At 69.6% G+C, this 24,794-nt stretch carries 23 protein-coding genes and 1 riboswitch; of the genes, 19 read left to right on the top strand and 4 right to left on the bottom strand.

What is annotated here, in order from left to right; genetic code table 11:
* Positions 1-659: 659 nt before the first annotated feature.
* The 9 genes from GZ997_RS01215 (at position 660) to GZ997_RS01175 (ending at position 10,006) form a co-directional block, all read left to right on the top strand.
* Positions 660-1,151, top strand: coding sequence for a holo-ACP synthase (locus GZ997_RS01215; protein ID WP_203233861.1), 492 nt, complete (start codon positions 660-662; stop codon positions 1,149-1,151).
* A 198-nt stretch (positions 1,152-1,349) separates the two neighbouring features.
* Positions 1,350-2,354, top strand: a complete 1,005-nt coding sequence (dhaK, locus tag GZ997_RS01210) for a dihydroxyacetone kinase subunit DhaK (RefSeq protein WP_161924043.1) — start codon at positions 1,350-1,352, stop codon at positions 2,352-2,354.
* A 10-nt stretch (positions 2,355-2,364) separates the two neighbouring features.
* Entirely contained in the window at positions 2,365-3,051 is a 687-nt protein-coding gene (dhaL, locus tag GZ997_RS01205) for a dihydroxyacetone kinase subunit DhaL (protein WP_343212238.1), read from the top strand.
* Positions 3,048-3,467, top strand: a complete 420-nt coding sequence (dhaM, locus tag GZ997_RS01200) for a dihydroxyacetone kinase phosphoryl donor subunit DhaM (RefSeq protein ID WP_162678528.1) — start codon at positions 3,048-3,050, stop codon at positions 3,465-3,467. Before dhaL ends, dhaM begins: the two co-directional genes overlap by 4 nt.
* A 7-nt stretch (positions 3,468-3,474) precedes the next feature.
* Positions 3,475-4,956, top strand: a complete 1,482-nt coding sequence (putP, locus tag GZ997_RS01195; protein WP_161924040.1) for a sodium/proline symporter PutP — start codon at positions 3,475-3,477, stop codon at positions 4,954-4,956.
* A 75-nt stretch (positions 4,957-5,031) separates the two neighbouring features.
* Entirely contained in the window at positions 5,032-6,456 is a 1,425-nt protein-coding gene (amrB, locus tag GZ997_RS12550) for an AmmeMemoRadiSam system protein B (RefSeq protein ID WP_162678527.1), read from the top strand.
* Complete coding sequence (gene amrS, locus GZ997_RS01185; RefSeq protein WP_162678526.1) at positions 6,453-7,580, top strand: AmmeMemoRadiSam system radical SAM enzyme; 1,128 nt, start codon at positions 6,453-6,455, stop codon at positions 7,578-7,580. The genes amrB and amrS overlap by 4 nt, the downstream gene beginning before the upstream one ends.
* A 124-nt stretch (positions 7,581-7,704) precedes the next feature.
* Positions 7,705-7,845: riboswitch (FMN riboswitch) on the top strand.
* 293 nt (positions 7,846-8,138) lie between these two features.
* Positions 8,139-8,867 (top strand): ABC transporter permease, encoded by a 729-nt coding sequence (locus GZ997_RS01180; protein WP_161925325.1) that lies wholly within the window; start codon positions 8,139-8,141, stop codon positions 8,865-8,867.
* 101 nt (positions 8,868-8,968) lie between these two features.
* Positions 8,969-10,006 (top strand): ABC transporter substrate-binding protein, encoded by a 1,038-nt coding sequence (locus GZ997_RS01175; protein ID WP_162678525.1) that lies wholly within the window; start codon positions 8,969-8,971, stop codon positions 10,004-10,006.
* A 29-nt stretch (positions 10,007-10,035) separates the two neighbouring features.
* Here GZ997_RS01175 and hisG read toward each other — a convergent pair whose 3' ends face one another.
* The 3 genes from hisG to GZ997_RS01160 form a co-directional block, all read right to left on the bottom strand.
* On the bottom strand, positions 10,036-10,881 hold the full coding sequence (gene hisG / locus GZ997_RS01170; RefSeq protein WP_161924037.1) for an ATP phosphoribosyltransferase: 846 nt from the start codon (positions 10,879-10,881) through the stop codon (positions 10,036-10,038).
* 82 nt (positions 10,882-10,963) lie between these two features.
* Entirely contained in the window at positions 10,964-11,227 is a 264-nt protein-coding gene (locus tag GZ997_RS01165) for a phosphoribosyl-ATP diphosphatase (protein WP_161924036.1), read from the bottom strand.
* 42 nt (positions 11,228-11,269) lie between these two features.
* Positions 11,270-12,511, bottom strand: coding sequence for a DUF3866 family protein (locus tag GZ997_RS01160; RefSeq protein ID WP_162678524.1), 1,242 nt, complete (start codon positions 12,509-12,511; stop codon positions 11,270-11,272).
* Positions 12,512-12,577: 66 nt separating this feature from the next.
* Here GZ997_RS01160 and GZ997_RS01155 point away from each other — a divergent pair, with 66 nt between their 5' ends.
* From GZ997_RS01155 to GZ997_RS01125, 7 genes are all read left to right on the top strand, one after another.
* Positions 12,578-13,639 (top strand): WYL domain-containing protein, encoded by a 1,062-nt coding sequence (locus tag GZ997_RS01155; protein WP_343212237.1) that lies wholly within the window; start codon positions 12,578-12,580, stop codon positions 13,637-13,639.
* A gap of 1 nt (position 13,640) precedes the next feature.
* Positions 13,641-14,585, top strand: a complete 945-nt coding sequence (locus GZ997_RS01150; RefSeq protein ID WP_162678523.1) for a WYL domain-containing protein — start codon at positions 13,641-13,643, stop codon at positions 14,583-14,585.
* Between the two features lie 121 nt (positions 14,586-14,706).
* On the top strand, positions 14,707-14,991 hold the full coding sequence (gene tatA, locus GZ997_RS12545) for a Sec-independent protein translocase subunit TatA (RefSeq protein WP_343212236.1): 285 nt from the start codon (positions 14,707-14,709) through the stop codon (positions 14,989-14,991).
* Positions 14,992-15,117: 126 nt separating this feature from the next.
* Complete coding sequence (gene tatC / locus GZ997_RS01140) at positions 15,118-15,957, top strand: twin-arginine translocase subunit TatC (protein ID WP_162678521.1); 840 nt, start codon at positions 15,118-15,120, stop codon at positions 15,955-15,957.
* Positions 15,958-16,017: 60 nt separating this feature from the next.
* Positions 16,018-18,912 carry a DEAD/DEAH box helicase gene (locus tag GZ997_RS01135; RefSeq protein ID WP_162678520.1) on the top strand — a complete coding sequence of 965 codons (2,895 nt, stop codon included), beginning with the start codon at positions 16,018-16,020 and terminating at the stop codon, positions 18,910-18,912.
* The gene (gene lnt, locus GZ997_RS01130) at positions 18,909-20,480 is read left to right on the top strand and encodes an apolipoprotein N-acyltransferase (protein ID WP_161924031.1); all 1,572 of its coding nucleotides are present in this window, start codon (positions 18,909-18,911) and stop codon (positions 20,478-20,480) included. The genes GZ997_RS01135 and lnt overlap by 4 nt, the downstream gene beginning before the upstream one ends.
* 37 nt (positions 20,481-20,517) lie before the next feature.
* Positions 20,518-21,318 carry a polyprenol monophosphomannose synthase gene (locus GZ997_RS01125; protein WP_162678519.1) on the top strand — a complete coding sequence of 267 codons (801 nt, stop codon included), beginning with the start codon at positions 20,518-20,520 and terminating at the stop codon, positions 21,316-21,318.
* Here GZ997_RS01125 and GZ997_RS01120 read toward each other — a convergent pair.
* Complete coding sequence (locus tag GZ997_RS01120; RefSeq protein ID WP_161924029.1) at positions 21,300-21,653, bottom strand: RNA polymerase-binding protein RbpA; 354 nt, start codon at positions 21,651-21,653, stop codon at positions 21,300-21,302. The two genes, GZ997_RS01125 and GZ997_RS01120, sit on opposite strands and share 19 nt — an antisense overlap.
* A gap of 158 nt (positions 21,654-21,811) precedes the next feature.
* On the opposite strand from GZ997_RS01120, the gene GZ997_RS01115 reads away from it, so the two are divergent.
* From GZ997_RS01115 to GZ997_RS01105, 3 genes are all read left to right on the top strand, one after another.
* On the top strand, positions 21,812-22,936 hold the full coding sequence (locus GZ997_RS01115; RefSeq protein ID WP_162678518.1) for an ATP-dependent 6-phosphofructokinase: 1,125 nt from the start codon (positions 21,812-21,814) through the stop codon (positions 22,934-22,936).
* A gap of 141 nt (positions 22,937-23,077) precedes the next feature.
* Positions 23,078-23,278 (top strand): helix-turn-helix domain-containing protein, encoded by a 201-nt coding sequence (locus GZ997_RS01110; RefSeq protein WP_203233860.1) that lies wholly within the window; start codon positions 23,078-23,080, stop codon positions 23,276-23,278.
* A 428-nt stretch (positions 23,279-23,706) separates the two neighbouring features.
* Entirely contained in the window at positions 23,707-24,714 is a 1,008-nt protein-coding gene (locus tag GZ997_RS01105) for a LacI family DNA-binding transcriptional regulator (protein ID WP_162678517.1), read from the top strand.
* The last annotated feature ends 80 nt before the right edge of the window (positions 24,715-24,794 follow it).

The following is a 24,794-nucleotide window of genomic DNA, read 5'->3' as shown; positions in this document are numbered from 1 at the left end:
TGGCCCCGGGAGCTACGGCTCCCGGGGCCACCGCGCCGTCGGGCTCTCGGGGCTGTCGGCACGAATGTGCGCGCGGCTCGGACTTATCGCGGCCCGTAGGCCCGCTCGGCCCGCCAGTTCTATACGGGGCAGGGATTCTTCTAGACGTCCGGTCTTTGCGGCTATCCCGGAGCCTTACTTGTGGCGCCGGGAGCGGGGCCTCACCGTGCGGTGGCGTTTCCTGCGGGGTTCGTGCTCATGGTGGTCTGTGTATTGACAGTTCGTACCTATGGTTGACGGTTCGCACCTTTGCACCGACGATTCGTACTTTTATGCGACGGTTCGGCACCTAGATGTACGTACCGTCGTCAGAAAGTACGAATCGCAGACCAGAAGGTACGAACCGTCACAATGTGTGCCGAATCGGCGGCCAGAATGTACGAGCCCCCACGCGAAGGTAGTGCGTTGTTTCCACAGCTTTGGGAACCTTGAGGTCATGGCTTCTAGGACGCCCGAGGCACCGCGGCCAAGCCCCCGGCGCGCGCTCGGCATTGCGAGCACGCAGGCCACTACATTCGACTCGGATTCCAAGCAGTTCCGGGTTCGGACGCACTGTGGCGCGGTGTGCTGCCCGTGGTCACCATGCGCCGGCCCGCCGGATGGTGCGAGATACTGGAGCCATGCGCCAGCCCAGCCCGCCCCAGGTCCCTGAGGTGAAGGGCGTGCTCGGCGTTGGGGTGGACCTCGTGCACGTCCCCGGCCTGGCCGAGCAGTTGGAACAGCCGGGCACTGTTTTCGCCGAGCGGACCTTCACCCCTCGCGAGCTGCGCGACGTCGCCCGCCGCGCCGACGCCACCGGCTCGGCGCAGGCCGAGCACCTGGCCGGGCGCTGGGCCGCGAAGGAGGCCTTCATCAAGGCCTGGTCCCAGGCAGCCAATGTCCACGCCGGCCGGGCGGTGGCACCGCAGCTGCCCGCGGAGACGGTCGACTGGCGGGAGATCGAAACTGTTACAGACCGCTGGGGGCGTCCCTCGCTGCGCCTGACCGGGGCCATTGCCGCCCATGTGGCCGGCTCCCTGGGCGCAGGCGCAGCAGCCCCGGAGCGCTGGCCCGTGTCCCTGACTCACGACGGCGACTGGGCTGCCGCTGTCGTGCTGTGCACCCGCCGCTGAGTGCAGTCTCTGAGTACAGTCTCTGAATACAGTCGCTGACTAGGCGTCACTGGGTGCGCGTCACTGCCCAGCCCGCGGCACCTGTCCTCTGGCAGCAGGGCGGTATGTGCGGGACCGGTCGGCCCGGTCACGTACCGAAGCGGACGCTGTACCCGGTCTCGGCCGTGACCGGCGCCTCATTCGCGGTACAGTCCTGTCATGAAGAAGTTGATCAACTCCGTCGAAGGGGTAGTGACCGACGCGCTGGCCGGGATGGCCGCGGCACACCCCGACAGCCTGCGGGTCGACATCGACCGGCACATCGTCTATCGCGCCGTCCCCAAGGACGAGGGCAAGGTAGCCATTGTCTCCGGAGGCGGCAGCGGCCACGAGCCGCTCCACGGTGGCTTCGTCGGAGCCGGCATGCTTGATGCCGCCTGCGCCGGCGAGATCTTCACCTCGCCGGTACCCGACCAGGTCTCCGCGGCCACCGCCGAGGTCGACCGGGGCGCGGGCGTACTGCACATCGTGAAGAACTACACCGGTGACGTCATGAACTTTGACATGGCCGCCGAGCTGGTCGCCGCCGAGTCGGGTATCGAGGTCGCCACCGTGGTCACTGCTGATGACGTGGCGGTGGAGGACTCCCTCTACACCGCCGGCCGCCGGGGCGTGGGCGTAACCGTGATCGTGGAGAAGATCGCCGGAGCGGCTGCGGAGGAGGGCCGTTCGCTCGCCGACGTCGCCGCCGTGGCCAGGCGCACCTCCGAGGCAGGCCGCTCCATGGGCGTCGCCCTCACCTCCTGCACGGTCCCAGCCAACGGAAAGCCTTCCTTCGATCTACCTGATGATGAGATCGAGATCGGCATCGGCATCCACGGCGAGCCCGGCCGGCACCGGGAGAAGATCGCGCCCGCCTCGCAGATCGCCGCCCGCCTGACTGAGCCCGTCATGAACGAGCTTCCCGAAGGCGACGGTACCGGGGTGATCGCCTTCCTCAACGGGATGGGTGCCACTCCGCTGCTGGAGCTCTACCTCATGTACGGGGAGGTCGCCAAGATTCTTGACCGCGCCGGCGTCAAGGTTGAGCGTTCCCTGGTGGGCAACTACATCACCAGCCTCGACATGGCAGGCTGCTCCCTCACGCTCGTGCGCGCCGACGCGGAGCTGCTGCGCCTGTGGGACGCCCCGGTAAACACGCCCGGACTACGTTGGGGGATCTGAGAATATGACCGTGAACGCACCAACCCCCCTGACCGCGCTTCGCGCAGCCGACGTCGCCGCCTGGATCCGCCGTACTAGCCAGTTGATCTCCGCCCACGCCGATGAGCTGACCGCCCTGGATGCGGCTATCGGCGACGCCGACCACGGCGCGAACATGAAACGTGGTCTTGCCGCCGCGGTAGAGGCGCTGCCCGAGCAGCCGGAGACCCCGGCGGCGGTGCTCAAGCAGACCGCCATGGCACTGATCTCTAAGGTCGGCGGAGCCGCCGGCCCGCTGTACGGCACGTTCTTCCTGCGCATGTCCACCGCCTGCGCCGGCCAGCAGTCCCTGGACGTGGCCGCCCTGGCGGAGGCCGTGGCCGCCGGGATCGGCGGCATTGTGCAGCGCGGTAACGCCGAGTCCGGCGACAAGACCATGATCGACGCCTGGAATCCTGCCTTGAGCGCTTTGCGTACCGGTGCAGCGGCACCCGCCCCGGCGGAGACCGGTTCAGCCTTGGCGGCCGCAGTCGAGCAGGCAGCGGCCGCTGCGGATGCGGGCCGCGCGGCCACCGCGCCCATGCTGGCGAAGAAAGGGCGCGCCTCCTACCTGGGGGAGCGGTCGGTCGGCCACGTCGACCCCGGCGCCGCCTCCACCGCCCTGATCATGCAGGCGCTTGCCGACGTCGTCTCCGGAACCGCGGCGGACGCCGCATGACGGGCATCGTCGTCGTCTCCCATTCGCGCCCGCTCGCAGACGCCGCGGTGGCGCTCGCAACAGCTCTGATTCCGGGCCTGGACGCGCCGCTGGAGGTGGCGGCGGGACTACCCGACGGCACCCTGGGCACTGACGCCACCGAGATCATGGCGGCGATCGAGCGTGCCGACGACGGAAGTGGGGTGGTGGTCCTGGCAGACCTGGGCAGTGGTGTGCTCAGCGCGCAGATGGCCCTGGAGCTGCTGGAACCGGAACTGGCCGCGCGCGTGCGGCTCTCCGGCGGTGCCCTGGTGGAGGGACTGGTCGCCGCGTACGCGGCCGCCGGCACCGGTAAGGCCCCCGAAGTGGTACTCGCCGACGCCGACGCCGCGGCCTCGCTTAAACTGCGGCAGGTTGTAGGCCCCCCACCCCCGTAGGAGAATCATGACCGAGACAACCTTCCAAGCCATCTCCATGATCATCTACTTCGTCGGAATGGTGGCGATCGGCTGGTGGGCGTACGGTCATAACGACTCCTTGGACGACTACATGCTGGCGGACCGCGGGCTCGGGCCCGCGGTCACCGCACTGTCCGCAGGCGCCTCCGACATGTCCGGCTGGCTGCTGATGGGGCTGCCGGGCGCGTTATATGCCGGCGGGTTGGTGGAGGCATGGATCGCCGTCGGGCTGACGGCGGGCGCCTGGCTGAACTGGCGGTACGTGGCGCCCCGGCTGCGCTCCTATACGGAGGTCGCTCACGACTCCATCACGATTCCCAGCTTCCTGGACAACCGCCTGCACGACGACCGGCACCTGCTGCGTTGGGCCAGTGGCGGCGTAATCGTCGTGTTCTTCACCTTCTACGTCTCCTCCGGCATGGTTTCCGGCGGCACGTTCTTCGAGTCGTCCTTCGGGATGGAGTACCGGCTCGGGCTGACGCTGGTTGCCGCCATCACGGTGATGTACACGCTGGTCGGCGGATTCCTGGCGGTGTCATACACGGACTTGGTGCAGGGCATCATGATGGTCACCGCGCTTGTTGCCGTGCCCATTGTGGGAGTGATCCGGCTCGGCGGGCTCGGACCGGCCCTGCACGCGGTCAGCGAGGTTGACCCGCACTACTGGGCGGTGCTGGGCCCCACCACCTCCGTGATTGGAATCGTCTCCTCCCTAGCCTGGGGCCTGGGCTACTTCGGGCAACCGCACATCATCGTGCGCTTCATGGCTCTGCGCAGCCCCCAGGAGGCGCTCTCCGGGCGCCGCATCGGGATCGGGTGGATGCTGTTCGCCGTCGCCGGCGCCGCCGCCACCGCCATCGTCGGGGTAGCCATCTTCCAGCGCGACGGGGGCGCGTTGGCCAACCCGGAGACCGTGTTCATCGCCCTGGGCCAGCTCTTGTTCCACCCGTTTATCGCCGGATTCATGCTGGCCGCCATCCTGGCTGCGATCATGTCCACCATCTCCAGCCAGCTGCTGGTCACCTCCTCCGCCCTGATCGAGGACCTGTACCGGCACGTATTCCGCCGGCAGGTCTCGCAGCGCCGCCTGGTCATGTACTCCCGCTTCGCCGTACTGGCCGTAGCCGTGATCGCCGCCGCAATGGCGTGGACGCCCAATGACACGATCCTGGCGCTGGTCGCCTTCGCGTGGGCGGGCTTCGGCGCCTCATTCGGCCCTACAGTCCTGCTGTGCCTGTACTGGAAGCGGCTGACTGCCACGGGCGCATTCGTCGGGATTCTCGCCGGCGCCGCGGTGGTAATGGTGTGGGGCAATGTCTCCGGCGGTCCCGGCGGCATCTTCGACCTGTACGAGCTCGCCCCCGGCTTCGCCGCCAATGCCCTGGCAGCCTGGCTGGTCTCGCGGGCGGGGCATCCCGATGCGGCGGTTGCCGACGAGTTCGAGGCCGCGGTGGCCGCCGCCCGCTGACACCCGCCGGACTGGGGGCCCGGCCTGCGCGTACCGAACCGGAGTATCCTGGTGGTGCTCAAGGGAGAGAACGCTATGAAGATCGTCCGCCGTCCAGCCGTCGCCGGAAGCTTCTACCCCGGGGACGACCGCGCCCTGAAACGCGCGCTCGCCGACCTGCTCACCCAGGAACGCACCCAATTGCCTGGGCACGTGACTGTGCCCAAGGCCCTCGTTGTCCCGCACGCCGGCTACATCTACTCCGGCCCCATGGCGGCGCGCGCCTACGCGCGCCTGGAGGCAGGCCGGGGGCGCATCACCCGAGTGGTGCTGCTCGGCCCCACCCACCGAGTGCCGGTGCGCGGGCTGGCCCTGCCTGGCGCGGACCAGCTGGCCACGCCCCTGGGAGTGCTGGAGGCTGACGCTGCCGGCTGCGCCCAGGCAGCCACCCTGCCCGGGGTGAGCACCGCGCCGGAGGTACACGCCCAGGAGCACTCCCTGGAGGTGCAGCTGCCCTTCATCCAGACGGTGCTCGGCGATGTAACAGTGGTGCCACTGGCGGCCGGCGACGCCTCGGCCCGCACCGTTGCCGACGTGATCAGTGCACTGTGGGGCGGGCCGGAGACCGTCATCATCATCTCCTCCGACCTGTCCCACTACCTGCCGCAGGACCTGGCAATAGCGGTTGACACGGAGACCGTTGCGCGCATCCTGGCACTGGACTCCACCATCCCGCACGACCGCGCCTGCGGCGCCACCCCGTTGAACGGCATGCTTCTGGCCGCGCAGGAGCACGGCATGCGCGCCGAACTGCTGGGGCGGTGCACATCGGCCGACACCGCCGGTAACCCGGACCGGGTGGTCGGCTACTGCGCCGTCGCCCTCCACGAGGCGCCCACCGCAGGGGACGAACCTGCCGTCACCGTGGCAGCCGCGGATACACAGGCGACCGAGCCGCCCGCCGACGCCGGAGACACGCTGCTGCCGCTGGCACGCCGGGCGATCGCCCGCGCCGTGGGCGCCGAGGCCGGCGATCCCGCCGAGTTGCCGGCGGGGGAGGGGCCCAACTGGCTGGATCGTCCCGGTGCCGCCTTCGTAACCCTGCGCAGCGCGGACGGCTCTCTGCGCGGCTGCATCGGCTCGCTGGAGGCGCGCCGACCGCTTGGCGAGGACGTCGTGGCTAACGCCGTTGCCGCCGCCCTGCGCGACCCGCGGTTTCCGCCCGTCACGGCCACGGAGCTGCCGGCCCTGAGCCTGGAGGTGTCGGTGCTGAGTACGCCGGAACGCCTGGAGGTCCATGAGGAGCAGGAGCTGCTCCGCCGCCTGCGCCCCGGCGTCGACGGCGTAGTGCTGTCGCTGGGGGCCCGGCGCGCCACCTTCCTGCCGCAGGTATGGGATGAGCTGCCCGACCCGGCCGAATTCCTGCGCCGGCTCAAGCGCAAGGCCGGCTGGCCCGCCGGATTCTGGGATGCGGAACTGGTCGCGGAGACCTACCGGGTCCGCGCCTGGGAGGAGTCATGACCGCCTCCGCCCCGCCCATCTCCCGGCCGGGCACCGCAGGTGGGGACGCCGGCTACACGGCCCGCTGGTGGCACCCGCTGCCGGACGGGCGGCTGCAGTGCGACCTGTGCCCGCGGCACCGCCGCCTGCGGGAGGGACAGCGCGGCTTCTGCTTCGTGCGGCGGCGCAACGGGGAGCGGATTGTGCTGACCGCCTATGGCCGGTCCACGGGTGTGTGCCTGGACCCGGTTGAGAAGAAGCCGCTGAACCACGTCCACCCCGGCAGTTCAGTGCTGTCCTTCGGCACCGCAGGCTGCAACCTGTCGTGCAAGTTCTGTCAGAACTGGGAGATCTCCACAGCCCGCTCCACCGAGGTGCTGAGCGTGGACGCCCCACCGGACCGCATCGCCGATCAGGCCGCCCGGTTGGGTGCCCGCGCCGTCGCCTTCACCTACAACGACCCGGTGGTCTTCGCCGAGTACGCCATTGACACTGCCCGCGCCTGCCACGAGCGCGGGCTGCTGGCCTACGCGGTCAGCGCCGGGTGGATCTGCGACCAGCCGGCGCTGGAGCTGTTCGGCGCCGTCGACGCCGCGAACATTGACCTCAAGGGCTTCACCGAGAACTTCTACCGGAAGGTCACCGGCGCGCGGCTGCGGGACGTGCAGGACACGCTGGTGCGCGTGCGCGAGCGCACCACTGCCTGGCTGGAGCTGACCACGCTGCTCATCCCGGGCCTGAACGACTCGCCCGAGGAGGTCGGTCGGCTCGCCGCCTGGGTGGTTAGCGCACTTGGTGCGGACACGCCGCTGCACCTGACGGCCTTCCATCCCGCCCACCGCATGCTGGACCGGCCGCCTACGCCGGTGGCGACCCTGCGCCGGGCCCGCCGCGCGGCGCTGGACGCGGGGCTGCGCTTCGTGTACCTCGGCAATGTGCGTAGCGGGGAGGGCGCGACGACCCTGTGCCCGGGCTGCGGGCAGGCGGTTATCGCTCGCCATGGCTACACGGTGGAGACCTACGAGCTGGATACGGCGGGTTGCTGCCGGCACTGCGGGCGGCGGCTGCCCGGCCTGTTCGACGCCGACGACCCCGGCGGCGGAGCGGCAGCATTCCCGTGGCGCCTGGCCCCGACGGAATGGTGAGCAGCGGCGAACACGTCCACGGTCCGCGTCCTGGTGCACTTAGCCGCGTATGTGCAAAAGACTTCGGAGTGGTGAGCGGGGTTGCCGCTGCCGTCACCAGCCGCTAATGTCGGAGATGCATACAACGTGCTCCGGGGTCGGTGAAAGCCCGAACCGGCGGTGACAGTCCGCGACCCGACCGCATCCACCCGCAGGGTGGGCGCGGTCGGCTGAGCCGGTGGAATTCCGGTACCGACGGTTAAAGTCCGGATGGGAGGAGACACGTGGCGCGCGTCCGGCGTCGGCGGATCGTGGTGCGCTCCCATGCGGGCGCATCCCGGCTGTAGGCAGGGGCCCGCGCCGTGCGGCGCTACGCGCGTACCGCCCGTCACCCCGGAGTGCCCCGGGGTGGGTGCTCCGGGGGAGCCGGAGAGGACACTGTGCATGACGAGCGCCACCGTCGCCAGCATCGGCCTCGGCGTGGCCGAACGCGAGGCCGCCCGCGCGCCGCGGAGCCCGCACATCGGATCGCCCTGCCTGCTGCGACCGTTGCTGAGCCCGCCCGTGACGCTTGGGGCCATGCTGCTGCTGGCCTGGTGGGCGATTACCCGCGCCGGACTGATCCCGCCGGTCTTCCTGCCCGGCCCCCTCGACGTCGCCCGCCGCCTGGTGCTCGCCTTCACCCAGGGCGGCCTGGCCGGATACGCCTGGGTGACCCTGCGGGAGGCGCTGCTCGGCTGCCTGGCCGCCGCCGCCCTATCGCTGCCCCTGGCCTGGACCCTGTACCGCTCCCGCCGCTTCTCCCGCGCCGTCCTGCCGTATGTGGCGGCGTCCCAGGCAGTTCCAGCCATCGCCATTGCCCCGCTACTGGTGGTGTGGATCGGCTACGGGACGGTGCCGACCGTGGTCCTGTGCGTGCTCATGGTCTTCTTCCCCATCACCGTCACGGTCCTGCTGGGCCTGCGTGGACTGGATACCGATGTCATTGACGCCGCCCGCCTGGACGGCGCCCACGGAGTGAGCATGCTCATTTACATGGAGCTGCCCATGGCGCTGCCCTCGATCCTCTCCGGCCTGCGCACCGGCTTCACCCTGTCCGTCACCGGCGCCGTGATCGGCGAGATGACTATGGGCGGGGAGGGCCTGGGCATGGTGCTCGCCTCCCAGCGCCAGACGGTCGATACCACCGGGCTGTTCTCCACCATCGTGGTGCTTTGCGTCATCGCCACCACCATCCACTGGGTGCTGCACGAGCTGGAGCGGCGCAGCCGCGTCGTCGCCTCGATGCGGGGGCGCCGCGCCACCTGAGCCGGCACCACCGGCCCCCTCGCGCAAACACCCACCGACCGATTCCCTCTGTTTTGCCCGTCCGAATCTTCTAACCGCCGCACGGCACCGAAAGGAACCTCATGCCCGCTCTTACCCCGCGCCCGGCTCCGAGCCGCCGCACAGTTCTGACCGCCATGGGTGCGGGCGCCGTAGGCCTGCTCGCCGCCTGCGCCTCGGGCAGCGGCGCCCGGAGCTCCAACGTCTCCGCCTCCGCCGACGCCTCCGGGCTGGTGATCGGCATGACCTACACCCCGAACGTGCAGTTCGCGCCCTTCTACCTGGCGCTGGCCGACGGCGAGTACGCGCCGGGCGTCTCCCTGCGCCACCATGGGGAGCAGGAGGGACAGTTCGACGCCCTGCTGGCCGGGACCGAGCACGTGGTGGTGGCGGGCGGTGACGAGGCCATCGTGGCCGCGTCCAATGGCAATGAGCTGGTCATCATCGGCGGCTACTACCAGCGCTACCCGGGCTGCATCATCGTCCCCGAGGAGTCCGACGTCACCGAGCTGGCCGACCTGGCCGGCAAGACGATCGGCACCCCCGGAAAAACGGGGGAGACCTGGTACTCGGTGCTAGTGGCATTGTCCTCCGCAGGGCTGAGCGAGGACGACGTCGACGTGCAGGAGATCGGCTACACCCAGCAGGCCGCCCTCTCCAGCGGCAAGGTCGACGCGATCGCCGGATTCTCCAACAACGACGCCGTCCAAATCTCCCAGAACGGCACCCCGGTGCGGGTGCTCGCCATCGGCGAGGAGGTGCCGCTGCTGGGCGCCTCCCTGATCACCACCCCGCAGGTGCTCGCCGACCGCCGCGGCGAGCTGGAGGCGGCAGTTGCGGCCTCCGCAGTCGGGATGACCAAGTTCGTGGATGACCCCGATGCCGCCGTGGCGGCCACCAAGGAGTACGTGCCCGACCTGGTCGACTCCACGCAGGCGGACAATGCGCGCGAGGTGGCCGTGGCCACGGGTGAGCTGGTGCGTCCCAGCGAGAACACGGTGGTGGGCGCGCTGGTGCCCGAGCAGGTGGGGGAGACCATCGACTTCCTCGCCGACCGCGGCCTGCTCGGCGAGACCACCGTGACCTCAGACGCCGTCTGCGACCCGCTGCTCACTGCCTGACCCAGCGCCCGGTGGGATCCTGGCGGGGCTTACAGTCGGCAGGCCACCAGGGAGGACACGAGGATGGCGCGCGCCCCGATTGCGTAGAGCTCATCCATGACGCGGTTGGCGTCCTTGCGGGGCACCATCGCCCGCACCGCCACCCAGTCGGGGTTCTGCAGCGGCGAGACGGTGGGGGACTCAATGCCGGGGGTGATCTCGCTGGCCAGGTGCATCCGGTTCATGGGGATGTCATAGTCCACCAGCACGTAGGAGCGGGCCCGCAGCACCCCCTCCAGGCGGCGTACGAGCGTGGCCAGGCCGGGCTCGTCGCGGTACTGCTCGGTGGTGATCAGCACCGCCTCGCTGGCCAGGATCGGCTCCCCGAAGGTCTCCAGGCCCGCGGCCCGCAGGGTCGACCCGGTCTCGACAACGTCGGCGATCAGGTCCGCCACCCCCAGCTGCACGGAGGACTCCACGGCACCGTCCAGGTGCACGGTCTGGGCGTTGATCCCCTGCTCCGCCAGGAAGTTGCGCACCAACACGTCGTAGGAGGTCGCCACGCGCTTGCCCTCGATATCACCAAGCGCGCTCATGGTGCCTGCGGGCGCGGCGAAGCGGAACGTGGAGCGGGCAAAGCCGAGCGGCAGGTGCTCAATCGCCTCCACGCCCGAGTCCAGCAGCAGGTCGCGGCCGGTGACACCGGCGTGGACGGTGCCCTGGCCGACGTAGACGGCGATGTCGCGCGGGCGCAGGAAGAACAGCTCGACCTGGTTGGCGTCGTCGACCAGGACGAGCTCCCTACCGGAGCGGCGGGTGCGGTAGCCCGCCTCGGCGAGCATGGTGGTGGCGGGCTCGGACAGGGAGCCCTTATTGGGCACGGCGATGCGCAGCACGTTGTTCCTTGACTGTGTAGTGGAGCTTGAAAGCGTGGTCAGTGGGGGTGATGGATCATGCGGGGCCCGGCGTACCCTGGCCTCACAGGTAGCGGTAAACGTCCTCGAGCGTGTAGCCCTTGGCCAGCATCATCACCTGGGCGTGGTACAGCAGCTGGCTGAGTTCCTCGCAGGCCGCCGCGTCAGACTCGTGCTCACAGGCCATCCACGCCTCGGCGGCCTCCTCCACCAGCTTCTTGCCGATGAAGTGCACGCCGCGGTCCAGCTCCTCAACCGTGCCGGAACCGGCAGGGCGAGAAGCGGCCTTGTCCTGCAGCTCGGCGAATAGGTCCTCAAAGGTCTTCATGGGCCCAGCGTAGTGCAGCCCCGCCACGGGCACGCACCGCGCTCAATCCTGCGGGACGCGCCCGGCGGGCTCGTATACCAGTCGGGCTGCGTGACGGCCGGCGGCGGCCGCCGCCAGGAAGGCAGCCTCGTCCTGATCGAGCCCGCGGCCCATGGTGCTCAGCCGCACCCCGGTCGCCTGCTGCATGTCTGCCAGCGCCTGATACAGGCCCCCAACCGCCACCTTCACCAAGCGGTGCGCGGCCCCCAGCTCGCGGGGACCGCACAGGGCGGCGGCCTGCTCGGCGATCCGCGTCCCCAGTGCGCCGGGCAGCTCGGGCACGACGACGTCGGCGGCCGCCATTGCCACGCGCCCGTAGGCGGTGATCGAATGATGAGAGACTCCCCGGTGTCGCAGGCGGGCGTCCGCCTGCGACACCCGCAGGCAGGCGACCGGCCGACCGCCCAGTGCCGCTGCGGCGTTCACGGCGTCACCACAGGCGACCCCGGAGAAGCCCCAGGGCGTATCCGTACCCAGGTTGCCAGGTCCCTGGGTGACGACGATCACGTCCGCTTCCAGCACGAGGCGGGCGGCCAGTAGGCCGTTGTGGATGCTCACCGCCTCCAGGTCCCCGCCCCACGACTGGCCGACGCTGACGGTGCCGACGAGCACCCCGGCCGCCTGTAACCCGGCAACCGAGCGCGAGTAGGGCAGCGGCAGCGCGCCCCCGTCAGTCATCACGTACGCCACTCGGAGGGGCGGCGCCGCCGCATCGGGGCCCGCGCCCGGAGAGAAGCGCTCAGGGAACGGGTCAAGCGCCGGGTCAAGATCCGGGCGTAGCAGCCCGGCCAGGATGGCGGGCAGGGAGGAATGCAGATCGGCGATCACCACCGGCGCGCCGGCCAGCGTCAGCGCGTCAATAGGGGCCGACAGCCGCGAGTGAAGCGGGGTGTTCTGCTCATCCACGCCGGTAACCATGACCTGGTCGGGCATGTAACGTGCCTTGACCAGGTGACCGCCCGGCTCCGGATCCGCCGGCAGTATGCCGGGCCGCGCAGTGACCATGCCGTGCCCCCCGGTGCCCAGGCCACGGGCCAGGGCGGACACCTCCAGGCGTACCCACTCCCCGGGCTCCGGCAGCCCGGTCACGGACTCGTAGGCGATCGCCCGGCACGGCTCGCCGGCGCCCAGCACGGCAGCACCCGGCGGGGCCGAGACGATGCGCACCTCCAGCTCGGCACAGCGCCTCCCGGACTGCCCCCAGACCTCCCGCACCGCGAGCACGTCCCCGTCACGCCACATCATGGAACCACCCTAAGGCACCCGGGTGTTCCGATCGCTGCGGACCCGCGCTGCGCATACGCTGGCCCCGTGTCCGAACCCGCGCCGCGCCCCGAGCCCATGGCCATCCCCACCGAGGAGCGCCAGGTCAACCTGTTGCTGGCGCTGCGCAACACCGCCTCCGGTATGACCAAGGCACAGATCATCGGGTCGGTTGCCGGATACGATCCCGAGGGCGGCAGCTCAGCCGACCGCATGTTCGAACGGGACAAGGACGTGCTGCGGGAACTGGGCATCGACATCACCACCACCGGGCAGGCGGACCAGGCGCGCTACCGCATCACCGAGGCCGATTACGCGCTGCCTGACCTGACACTGACCGCGCAGCAGGCCGCCGCCGTGGAGCTGGCAGCCTCAGCCTGGCGCTCCGGGGCCCTGACCCCCGCCGCCCGCCATGCGCTGACGAAGATCCGGGCCGTGGCCGGCGTCGACGACGCCGCCGACTCACTGCCGGACCTGAGCATCGACCTGGGCAGTGATGTCTCCGGCGGGCAGGTTCCCGCGGAACTGGCCACCGCCGTCCGGGAACGGCGTCGGGTGAGCTTCGAATACGCCTCCGCCAACTCCGGGCGGGTGAGTGCCCGCATAGTAGAGCCGCACCGGATGCGCATGAGTGAAGGCGCCTGGTACCTGGACGGACTGGACCGGGCCTCCGGGCAGCAGCGCACGTTCCGTCTGGCCCGTGTGGTCGGACCGGTGTCCGTGGTATCCGGAGCCGGGGCCTTTCCCGCGCCCGAAATCACCGCACCCGTCACGGCGCAGGCGCTGATCGCGGTTGCGCCCGGACGCGCCCTGCAGCTGCGCTCGCGCGCGCTAGTGAGCTACAGCGCCGCCGAGCTGGCGGACGGCCCAGCACCGCGAGAGCTGCCCGCAGTGCCCGGACAACGACTTGGGGACCTGGCCCGGCGCCTTCCCCAGCAGTGGGACATAATCAATGTCACGTTCACTGATCGCTTCGCCTTCGCCGGCGCCCTGGCCGCGCTCGCGGACGCCGTCGTCGTGCTGGCACCCGCGCAGCTGCGCCAGGACGTTCTGGAGCACTTGAACGCCGTCGCCGCGCTGTCCGCCCCACCGCAGCCGGAGGAGGACTGAAGTGGCCCGGCCCAGCTCCACGGACCGACTGGTACGCCTGCTGGCGCTGCCCGCCTGGGTGGCTGAGCACGACGGCGCCACCTTCGCGCAGGCAGCCGCGCACTTCGGCGTCACACCGGAGACGATACGCAAGGATGTGGACACCTTGTGGGTATCGGGCCTGCCCGGCGGCATGCCCGATGAGCTGGTCGACTTCTCCGCCTCCGACTTCGAGGCGGGCCGCCTGCGCCTGACCGAGCCACTCGGCCTGGACCGGCCCGTTCGCCTGTCCCACCGTGAGGCGGTCGCCCTGCTGCTGTCGCTGGAGGTGCTCATCGGCGTGCTGGCCGACGACCCGCAGGCCCTGGCGACGCTGAGCCGCACCCGGGCGGTTCTGCGCCAGGCCCTGGGCGCCGCCGCTGACGCGCCCGTCGCCGCGCCGGGCCCGCATTCCACTGTGCTGGTAACCGTGCGCCGTGCCCTGGCCGAGGGAAGGCGCCTGCATCTGACGTATGTCTCCGCTACCGATACTCGCTCTGAACGTGATGTCGACCCGCTGGAACTGACCAGTGACGGCACGCACCTGACGCTGCGGGCCTGGTGCCTGAGTGCCGGAGCGGAGCGCTCCTTCCGGCTCGATCGCATCCTGGCGGCGCAAGTGCTGCCGGTGCAGGCCACGGCGCATCGCCGCCGCGGGAGCAAGCATGACCCCGATCCGGAGTTGTGCCTCAGCCTGAAGCCATCGGGGCGCTGGCTAGTCGAGCAGGTCCCCTGCGAGCAGGTGTCCATTGCTGAGGACGGCGTGCTGCACATTCGGGTGAGGGGCCGCGACCAGGCCTGGCTGATCGGACTGCTGCTGTCAGCCGGGAGGCACCTGAGGCACGCCGCGCCCGCGGATCTCACCGCCGCCGCCGGTGCGGCGGCGCGCCGTGCCCTGGCGCTGGATGCTCAGGTGCACCGCAATTGAGGTTGATACGCCTAGGGTGGAACACCGTCGCCCGGTGCTCGGGCCCCACCGGCGAAACGCTAGACTCGTGGCGTACCACGCGGGCTCATCCAGTTGCGAGCCCCACGAAAGGAGCAGCGTCGTGATCAAGCCCACGCACATCGTCGTTCTGCTTGTCCTCATTCTCCTCATCTTCGGCGCAAACAAGCTGCCTGAGATCGCCGGAAGCATCGGCAAGTCCATGAAGGTGTTCAAGAAGGAGGTCAAGGAGCTGCGCGAGGACGAGGACGCCCCGGCGGTCCAGCAGCCGCCGGCCCAGATCCCTCAGCAGCCGCAGCAGGGCACCTACTACACCCAGCCCACCCAGCCGGGCCAGGCCGCTCCGCAGCAGCCGCAGCCGTACACGGACGGTACCGTCCAGCAGTGATGCCGCGGCGCGCGGTGCCGTGAACGCGCTGCGGGCCGAGCGCCGTGGACATCTCGCCGCTGGGACCGGGCCCGTCCGGTCCCGCTTGCAGCGCATCCGGCCACCAGTACCCGGGAGGAGTAGAACGTGCCGCACATGCCGAAGCTGCCCGGCCGCAGGCGCAAGGAGAACCCCGAGGCGATCATGTCTATCGGGGACCACCTGCGCGAGCTGCGCAACCGGCTGTTCGTCTCGGCCATCGGCATCACCGTCATGGCGGTAGTCGGCTATTTCCTCTACGACTCCGTATACCAGTTCATCACCCACCCGGTTGAGGTCGCCAATGCCCGCGGCGCAAACCTCAACATCAACTTCTCCACGATGCTGTCCTCTTTCGACATGCGGCTGCGGGTGTCCATCTGGCTGGGTGTACTGCTGGCGTCACCACTGTGGATTTACGAGTTCTTCGCCTATGTGGGCCCGGGGATGACACGCAAGGAGAAGGCGTACACCTGGGTCTTCGGGGTTGTGGGGCTACTGCTGTTCGCCGCCGGCTGCGCACTGGGCATGTGGATCATGCCGCACGCAGCCGTGATCCTCACCGGCTTCATCCCTAACACCGACTCCGCCACCGGCATTATGGACGCCTCGGTGTACCTGTCCTTCGTGCTGCGCCTGGTGCTGGCCTTCGGAGCCGCGTTCCTGCTCCCGGAGGTCATGGTGGCCCTCAACCGGCTCGGGGTGATGAAGGGGCGCACCATGCTCAAGGGCTGGCGCTGGGCGGTGATCGGTATCTTCACCTTCATGGCCTTCGCCAACCCGCTGCCGGATCCCTGGTCGATGATCTTCATGGCGATTCCGATCACCGGCCTGTACTTCCTGGCCTGCTACATCTCCATCCGCCACGACAAGCGGGTCGCCAAGCGCCGTGCCGAGGAGGACGCGGCCCTGGATGCAGCCCTTGCCGAAACCGCCTCCAACGCCTGACCGGCACCGGCCCGCCCCAAGCCTGCGGGAGCAGCCCGCAGCTGCGCATAGGCTTGACTCATGAGCTCACCCGCACAACGCTACGCCGCCGCACGTCGTCGTCAGGCGGAGTCACGCACAGAGCTCGCCGGTTTCGCAGCCACTTACGACTTCCCGTTCGACGACTTCCAGAATGAGGCCTGCCGCGCCCTGGAGGCGGGCGAGGGCGTGCTGGTGGCGGCACCTACCGGCGCCGGCAAGACCGTCGTGGGTGAATTCGCCGTGCATCTGGCGCTGGCGAAGGGTCTCAAGGCCTTCTACACCACCCCGATTAAGGCCCTGTCGAACCAGAAGTACCTGGATCTGGTGGCCCGGTACGGCGCCGAGAAAGTCGGTCTGCTCACCGGCGATACCTCAGTTAATCCACATGCGGATGTGATCGTGATGACCACTGAGGTGCTGCGCAACATGCTCTACTCCGGGGCGCGGGACCTGGATCGGCTGGGTTACGTGGTCATGGATGAGGTGCACTACCTGGCGGACCGCTTCCGCGGCCCGGTCTGGGAGGAAGTCATCATCCACCTGGCTCCCGAGGTGCAGGTGGTCTCCTTGTCCGCGACGGTCTCGAACGCGGAGGAGTTCGGGGACTGGCTCGAGCAGGTGCGGGGGCGAACGGCCGTGGTGGTCTCCGAGCACCGCCCGGTGCCCCTGACCCAGCACATGCTGGTTGGACGCCGCCTGCTGCCCCTGTACTCGCTGTCCGACGCACCCGATTCGGCCCGCGACCAGGCGCATTCCTCCACCCAGCCGCCGCTCAACCCGGACCTGCTGCGGGCCGTTAGGGATGCGCGCCGAGCCGCTGCGGGGGACGCGCCGTCGGCGGGCTCCGGCTACCGCGGCGGGCGCAGGGGCCGGTGGGCGCGCGCCGCCGGCCAGACGCGCCCGCGGTACCGTGGCGATGGTGGTGCCCGCACCGCCCACTTGCGTGCGCCGTCGCGGATTGCGGTCGTAAGCGCTCTGGATCGCGCAGACCTGCTGCCCGCGATTGTCTTCGTGTTCTCCCGCGCCGGCTGTGAGAACGCCGTTCGCGAGGCCGTCAGCCACGGGGTTGACCTGACCACTGGTGAGGAGGCGCGCCGCATCCGTGAGGTCATCGACCGGCGGACCGCGGAGATCCCCGCCGGGGACCTGGGCGTTCTGGGCTTCCACACCTGGGCCAATGCCCTGACCCGGGGGGTGGCCGCCCATCATGCGGGCCTGCTGCCGGTGTTCAAGGAGACCGTGGAGGAGCTGTTCGCCGCCAACCTGGTCAAGGTCGTCTACGCCACTGAGACGCTATCCCTGGGCATCAATATGCCGGCTCGCACAGTGGTGCTGGAGTCACTGCGCAAGTGGAACGGCTCTGCGCACGTGAGCCTCACGCCGGGGGAGTACACGCAGCTGACCGGCCGGGCCGGTCGGCGCGGCATCGACGTCGAGGGGCACGCCGTGGTTCTGGCCACCGACGACGCCGACCCCGCCTTCGTCTCCTCCCTCGCCTCCCGCCGCACCTACCCGCTGGTATCCGCCTTCCGCCCCACCTACAACATGGCGGTCAACCTCCTGGGGCGAATGCCGCGTGCCCGCGCCCGGGAGGTGCTGGAGTCGTCCTTCGCCCAGTTCCAGGCCGACCGCGGCGTGGTTGAGCTGGCCGCCGAGGTCCGGCGCAAGCGCCGCCAGTTGGACACGCTGGCACAGCAGATGTCCTGCCGCCTGGGAGACTTTGGCGAGTACGCCCTACTGTGTCGCCGCATCAGTGATGCGGAGGCCGACCAGTCCCGAGGGAATCGGTCCGCCCGCCGCAGTGAGGCGGGCCGGACCATCGGGGCGCTGGGCCGCGGTGACGTGGTCCTGTTCCGGAGCGGGCGGCGCCACCGCCACGGCGTCGTCATCGCGCAGGGCAGCGACCACACCGGAGCCCCGCGGTTGACAGTGGTGGGGGAGGACAAGCGGGTCCACACCCTCACCCCCGAGAACGCGCCCGAGGGCGTGACCCGGGTGGGTGCGCTGCCGGTGTCTGAGGACCTGGATGCGCATCGCCCGCGGGAGCGGGACCGGCTGGCCGACCGCTTGCTTGATGCGCTGCGCGCCGGGGACCTTGACGAGTCCGATGAGCGCGGTTCGCGCCGCGGCCACCACCGTGATGAGGACGCCGGAAGGCGCCTGGAGCGTCTACGCCATGAGATGCGCGCCCATCCCTGCCATGCCTGCCCCCACCGGGAGGAGCACGCCCGCGTTGGGCGACGCTGGGTGCGCACCAGGGATGAGCTTGACCGCCTGCGGGCCCGCGTCGACAGGCGCACCGGCACCATCGCCCGGCAGTTCGACGCCGTGTGCCGGGTCCTCCTAGAGCTGGGATACCTTGAGCCCAGTGACCGGGGCCGCCCCGAGGGGGAGTTGCGGGTGACGAACGTCGGTAAGGTGCTGGCGCGTGTCTACGCCGAGCGGGACCTGCTGGTGGCCGAGTGCCTGCGCGAAGGCCTGTGGGACGGCTTGCGCCCCGCCGACCTGGCCGGGGCTGTGTCCGCCTGTGTGTACGAGCCGCGGCTGGCTGCGTCCTCCCGCGGGCTGCCGGTTGCGCCCGGGTCCCGCCTGGGGGAGGTGCTGCGGCGCGAGTTGGCCGTCTCCCGTCGCATCGGAGACCTGGAGGCGCTCGAACGCGTAGAGCCGTCCACCGGTGCTGAGCCCGCTCTAGCGGGCGCGGTACGGGCCTGGACGGACGGCGCGGAACTGGCGACGGTACTCGGTGACACGGATCTCACCGCCGGGGACTTCGTACGCTGGTGCAAGCAGTTGCTGGACGTGCTCGGGCAGCTGGCGACTATTACTTCCGGCCCGGGCACCGGGCAGGGGCACTCCCTGAACAGGCTCGCGATGACGGCTGCGGAGGCCAGCCTCGATGTCAACAGGGGAGTGGTCAGTTGGTCCTCCGTATGAGACCGCGTATACGGCGCCTGCTGCCGCTGCTCGGCTCGGTCTGCGCCGGCCTGGCCGTGTGGGCGGCCTTCCCACCACTGAACGTGTGGTGGGCCGCACCGCTGGGGCTGGCACTGCTGGCCACGGTGCTGCGCGGTCGGGGCCCCGGGGTGGGGGCGGGCCTAGGGCTGGTGTTCGGGCTCGCCCTGTTCACTCCGCTGTTGCACTTCACGGCGGTGGCCATGGGTAACCCGCTCGGCTGGGTGGCCCTGACCGCAGTGGAGTCGCTCTACCTGGCCGCCTTCGGCTCCGCCTGGGCACTTGTCGGCCGGATCGGCCGGCTCGAGCACGGCGGCGGCGCAGTCGTGCTGGCACGCATGCTGGCATTCGCCGTGGTGTGGTGCGGTGTGGAGGAGGTGCGCTCGTCCTGGCCGTGGGGAGGGTTTCCCTTCGGCAGGCTCGCCTTCGCCATGGCCGACGCCCCCATGCTGCCTTTTGCCGCCTACGGCGGTGCCATTGGGCTGAGCGCGCTAGTGGCCTTCGCCGGAGCCGGCCTGGCAGAGGCCGGCCGGGCCGTGCGGGGCCGCCGGAGCCTGAGCGCGCTGGTGGCCGCCGCCCTGGCGGGCTTGGTTACGGCCGCCCCGATTCTGCTGCCCGTGGACGGCGCCGCCCAGGACGGCACCCTGCGCGTAGGCGCGGTGCAGGGCAACGTGGCCGAGGAGTTCGAGGACGCCTTCAACCGGGCGCTGGAGGTGACCGGCAACCACGCCGAGGCGACCCGCACGCTGGCCGGCGACGTCGGGCGGGGGACACTCGACGTGGTGATCTGGCCGGAGAACGCCGCCGACCTTGATCCACGGGACTTCTCGGCCTCGGCCGCGCTGGTGGACTCCGCCGCCCAGTCCGTCGGGGCGCCGGTACTGGTCGGGGCGATTCTCTATGCCGACGGCGTGCGCTACAACGACATGGTGGTCTGGAGTCCCGGTGCGGGGGCGGGGGAGTACTACCGCAAGCACCGCCCGGTGCCCTTCGCCGAGTACATTCCCCTGCGTGAGCAGCTGCGGCAGCTGACTGATCAGGTCGACCGCATCGGCACCGATCTGGCTCCCGGCACCGGGCCGTACACGCTCACCGTTCACGCCGCCGCGCAGGACCGGGATGTCAAGCTCGCCATGGGCATCTGCTTCGAGGTCGCCTATGACGACACCCTTCGCGACGGCGTTGAGCAGGGCGGCGAGTTGATCGTCATCCCCACGAACAACGCCAGCTTCCTGCACTCCTCAGAGGCAGAGCAGCAGCTGGAGCAGGGCAGGGTGCAAGCCGTCATCCACGGGCGCGCCCTGGTGCAGGCCTCCACCGTCGGGGTCACCGCGATCATCAACCCGCGCGGCGTCGTCGAGCAGCGCACGCAGCCCTATACACAGGCCGCTCTCGTAGCCGACGTGCCACTGCGCACCTCGATTACCGTTGCGGATCGCCTGGGCGGCCTGCCCGGGCTCGCCCTGCAAGTGGCCGCCGCGCTGCTGACGGCAGCCGGTATGGTTTCCGGTATGTCACGGCTGCGGCGTCGGCGACGGCGTCGCCCGTGACCGTTCCGAGTGCCGAGCAGATGACAGGAGCAGGATCGTGAAGGCGCTGGTGGTAATCCCCACCTACAACGAGATCGAGACGCTGGCCGGCGCGCTGGATGGGGTACGGCGTGCCGCGCCGCAGGCGCACGTGCTGGTGGTGGACGACAACTCTCCTGATGGCACCGGCCGCCTCGCCGACGCCCGCGCGCAGGCCGATGCGCACATTCACGTACTCCACCGCACCGAGAAGAACGGCCTGGGACCCGCCTACTTGGCGGGCTTCTCCTGGGCGCTGGCCTCAGGGTATGAGCTGGTGTGCGAGATGGATGCCGATGGCTCGCACCGTCCCGAGGACCTCGCGCTGCTGATCCAGCGCGCGGAAATGGCCGATGCCCCCGACCTGGTGATCGGCTCCCGCTGGGTATCCGGCGGCGCGACCGACGGCTGGGATGCGCGGCGGGTGGCCCTGTCACGGGGCGGCAACCTGTACATCAACGCCATGCTGGGGCTACGGGTCAGGGACGCCACCGCCGGGTTCCGGGTGTACCGGGCCGAGTTACTGCGAAGCCTGAATCTGGGGGAGATTGAGGCAACCGGCTACGGCATCCAGGTCAATATGACCAAGCTGGTCGCCGACGCCGGTGGCCGCATCGTGGAGATGCCCATTACCTTCCAGGAGCGTGAGGCGGGCCAGTCCAAGCTCTCCGGCGGAATCTTCTCCGAGGAGCTCGCACTGGTCACCAAGTGGGGGATTGCCAAGCGCAGCGCGCAACTGGCGGGCCTGGCTGCTTCCGCCGGGCAGGCGGCCCGGCGCGCCTACCAGCGGGTCGGCGCGCCTCAGAAGCGTTCGCGGTAGATCTCGCCCGAGCGGAGCATCTCCAGGCGCTCGTCCAGCAGGACCTTCAGGTCCTCGATGTCGCGGCGCTCCAGCAGCATGTCCCAGTGCGTGCGCGGGGCCTTCTTCGGCTCATCGGACTCGGGCTCGTCCTCTCCGCGCAGCGCCGCGGCCTGCCCGCATTCCGGGCACTCCCAGGTCTGCGGAATCTCCGCCTCCATGGACATGGGGACGGTGGTGACGTGCCCGAGCGGGCACTCGTAGGTGATGTTCTGCCGCTCGGCGAACTCCACGCCCTCCTCTGACTCCATCGACTTGGCGCCGATCGTCATGCCTCGCAGTGCGCGGTCCGCCATGCTATTGCCCTTCCTGTCGCTTGATGTGCTCGGCGTGCTGCCGCCGAGAGGATAACGCGTAGGCGCCGTGGCGCATTCCCGCCGCCGCTGGGTGAATGACCGGGCCCGCGCCGGCGGAACGCGCCTGCCGCAGGTTGCTGTGCGGCATACTTGGCACCATGGCAACCAAGCGTATCGGAATCCTCACGGCCGGCGGCGACGCCCCGGGACTCAATGCCGCGATCCGCGGCTTTGGCAAGGCGGCTATCGCCGAGCACGGCTGGAAGCTGATCGGCTTCCGTGACGGCATGCGCGGCCTGGCAGAGAACCGGTACACGGAGCTTGATGCAGCCACCCTGTCCGGCATCCTGACCACTGGCGGCACCATGCTGGGAACCAGCCGGGACAAGGTCCATCGCATGGTGGTGGACGGCGAGGTGCGGGACATGATCCCGACCATCGTGGAGAACGTCGAGAAGGACAAGCTCGACGCGCTGGTGTGCCTGGGCGGCGGCGGCACCGCGAAGAATGCCCGCCGACTCATGGATGCGGGCATCAATGTGCTCCACCTGCCCAAGACGATCGACAACGACATCGTGCATACGGACAGCTCCTTCGGCTTCTCCACCGCACTGGAAATAGCCACCGAGGCAGTGGACCGGCTGCACTCCACCGCGCACTCCCACCACCGCATCATCCTCACCGAGATCATGGGCCACCGGGCCGGCTGGCTGGCCCTGGGCGCGGGTGTGGCCGGCGGCGCAGACGTGATCCTGCTGCCCGAGGTTCCCTACTCGGTGGAGGCGATCGCGGAGAAGATCGAGCGGCGTCGTAAGCATGGGTCAACCTTCTCCGTGGTCGCGGTGGCCGAGGGCGCCCGCAGCGTCAAGGACGCCGAGGAGCTGGCCCACGCCCAGGCACTGGTCAAGGATGCGTCCAGCCCGGAGCTGAAGGCGATGGCCAAAAAGGGTGTGAAGGCCTTGGAGGCCTCACACCGCGCCAATACCTTCACGCTTGCCGAGCAGCTGGAGGCCGCCACCGGCCTGGAGGCGCGCGTGTCCATCCTGGGCTACGTGCAGCGCGGCGGCACACCGAACGCCGCCGACCGCCTGCTGGGAACCCGCCTGGGCGTCGCCGGGGCGAATGCGATTGCGGCTGGCAAGTTCGGCGTCATGGTCGCCGACCGAGGCCATGACACCGCGCTGGTACCGCTGAAGGATGTCGCCGGCAAGGTCAAGTACGTGCCGCGTGACCACGAGTGGATCAAGGCGGCGCGCGCGGTCGGCACGGCGCTCGGGGACTGAGGCGCCGAGCCACCGGAGGCACACCGCCCGTGCGCCCGTATGCCGCCCCCGGAGCAACTCAAAGCGGCGACCAGTACGCCTCATGTCGGTGCATGACGCTCAGCGGCATGTCAACATCTTCGGTCAATTATTATTGACGCTATGAAGACTCTGGTCGGCGCCGACGACGGCGCACGTGCACCACTGAAGGAGCTCCGGCGCATCGTCAACGAGCGCAGGCAGCTCGATGCCGCGGAGGAGCTCGCCGTGCGTCGTGCCCGCAACGCGGGCTATAGCTGGACCGCCATCGGTGCGGCGCTCGGAGTCAGCAAGCAGGCCGTTCACCGGAGATACGGCAAGTAGTGCACCATCGCCGATAATGTACATTATGTCATTTCGTCTGGGGGTGACCCTCGCCCGCCACCGGTCCCTTCTTGAGGTGCATCGTCGAACCGCCTCGTGGCTAACAGGCGCTGCCGTGTGCTTAGATTGTGCCAAGGGTGTCCGGTTGCCGCTCTACTCGCACCCGTAGCGCGTGCGGCGGACCGACACCACGCAGCAGCAACCTGCGCACACCCGGCCGGAAGGTACCTGCCCCAGTGTGCGCAGACCGGGCAACGTGTTCTAGAATGTCAGGACATAGGCGGGGTCAAAGTGGCCGTCGGGCGTCCTGATACACGAACACGGCTTGCACAGGCATAGGCTTGGGTGGGATTTGTCGGACAGCCGCGCAAATCCTGCTGGCCGCTCGCGCATCGCATACAGTTCGAAGTCATACAAAGGAGTCACCGGTGGTCGTACGTCGCGAACCCACGCTTGCCGACGTCGCCGAGGTCGCGGGTGTCTCCTTAACCACCGTGTCCCGGGTCCTGAACAACCGGGGTTACCTCAGCCAGGCGACTAAGGACCGCGTGGCCCAGGCCATCGACCAGCTCAATTACCGGCCCAACCAGGTCGCCCGCGCACTCCACGGCAAATCAACGAGCATCATTGGCGTGATCGTGCCAACCGTGGCGCTGCCCTTCTTCGGGGAACTCGCCGAGGAAATCGAGAACGCCCTCGCCGAGCACCAGTACCGGATGCTGGTTTGCAACTCGATGGGCCGAGCCGACCGTGAGCGGGAGTATCTCGACCTCCTTGTCTCCCACCGGGTGGACGGCATTATCTCGGGCGCGCACAATGACACTCTTGCCGAGTACCAGACGGTACGCATGCCGCTGGTGACGGTCGATAGGGACCTGTCCCCCACGATTCCCAATGTTCGCTGCGCCAACGAGGCGGCGGCGCGGGACGCTACCCGCCTCCTGCTGGAACGCGGCGCCCGTCGCCCCGCACTGCTCACCTCCCGCACCGGACCGCACAACCGGCGGGAAGCCGGCTACCGGGCCGTCCTGGCCGAGGCCGGAATCGAGCCACGAATCTTCACCGTGGACTTCCATACTCCTGATGCCGAGCGGGCCCGGCTAATTGATGCGCACCTGGACGCGGCGGCCGCACAGATCGACGCCGTGTTCGCCACCGATGACCTCTCTGCCGCCGCTGTGCTCGACTGGGCCGAGCGCAACGGGCGCAGCGTGCCGCACGACTTCAAGGTGATCGGCTTTGACGGAACTGCGGCGGTGCGGCGGGCCCTACCAGGGCTAGCGACGGTTCAGCAGCCCATTGCAGACCTGGCCCGCACCGCCGTCGACGTACTGCTGTCTCAGATCAATGCGCACGCCGGCGGCGAGGACGCACCCGCGGCGGTGGTCTCCCCCATCGAGCTGCCCGGCCTGCTACTCGCCGGGACCACCACGTAGTAGCCCGCGCCGGGTAATTGCTCCGGTCCCGACAATAACGAGCACTACCGTGCGGAGCCTCTAATCTCTAATCGCCTAGC

The sequence above is a fragment of the Actinomyces sp. 565 genome, from assembly GCF_010365615.1.
GTDB lineage: Bacteria > Actinomycetota > Actinomycetes > Actinomycetales > Actinomycetaceae > Actinomyces.
This window is presented reverse-complemented; position numbering and strand designations above follow the sequence as displayed.

Excerpts from the sequence above, each read along its gene's own strand:
- putP (WP_161924040.1), top strand. The coding sequence starts at position 3,475 with ATGACCGAGACAACCTTCCAAGCCATCTCCATGATCATCTACTTCGTC.
- GZ997_RS01135 (WP_162678520.1), top strand. The coding sequence starts at position 16,018 with ATGAGCTCACCCGCACAACGCTACGCCGCCGCACGTCGTCGTCAGGCG.
- GZ997_RS01180 (WP_161925325.1), top strand. The coding sequence starts at position 8,139 with ATGCTGCTGCTGGCCTGGTGGGCGATTACCCGCGCCGGACTGATCCCG.
- GZ997_RS01110 (WP_203233860.1), top strand. The coding sequence starts at position 23,078 with ATGAAGACTCTGGTCGGCGCCGACGACGGCGCACGTGCACCACTGAAG.
- dhaM (WP_162678528.1), top strand. The coding sequence starts at position 3,048 with ATGACGGGCATCGTCGTCGTCTCCCATTCGCGCCCGCTCGCAGACGCC.
- amrS (WP_162678526.1), top strand. The coding sequence starts at position 6,453 with ATGACCGCCTCCGCCCCGCCCATCTCCCGGCCGGGCACCGCAGGTGGG.
- dhaK (WP_161924043.1), top strand. The coding sequence starts at position 1,350 with ATGAAGAAGTTGATCAACTCCGTCGAAGGGGTAGTGACCGACGCGCTG.
- GZ997_RS01160 (WP_162678524.1), bottom strand. The coding sequence starts at position 12,511 with ATGATGTGGCGTGACGGGGACGTGCTCGCGGTGCGGGAGGTCTGGGGG.
- GZ997_RS01215 (WP_203233861.1), top strand. The coding sequence starts at position 660 with ATGCGCCAGCCCAGCCCGCCCCAGGTCCCTGAGGTGAAGGGCGTGCTC.
- amrB (WP_162678527.1), top strand. The coding sequence starts at position 5,032 with ATGAAGATCGTCCGCCGTCCAGCCGTCGCCGGAAGCTTCTACCCCGGG.
- GZ997_RS01120 (WP_161924029.1), bottom strand. The coding sequence starts at position 21,653 with ATGGCGGACCGCGCACTGCGAGGCATGACGATCGGCGCCAAGTCGATG.
- GZ997_RS01115 (WP_162678518.1), top strand. The coding sequence starts at position 21,812 with ATGGCAACCAAGCGTATCGGAATCCTCACGGCCGGCGGCGACGCCCCG.
- lnt (WP_161924031.1), top strand. The coding sequence starts at position 18,909 with ATGAGACCGCGTATACGGCGCCTGCTGCCGCTGCTCGGCTCGGTCTGC.
- GZ997_RS01165 (WP_161924036.1), bottom strand. The coding sequence starts at position 11,227 with ATGAAGACCTTTGAGGACCTATTCGCCGAGCTGCAGGACAAGGCCGCT.
- GZ997_RS01175 (WP_162678525.1), top strand. The coding sequence starts at position 8,969 with ATGCCCGCTCTTACCCCGCGCCCGGCTCCGAGCCGCCGCACAGTTCTG.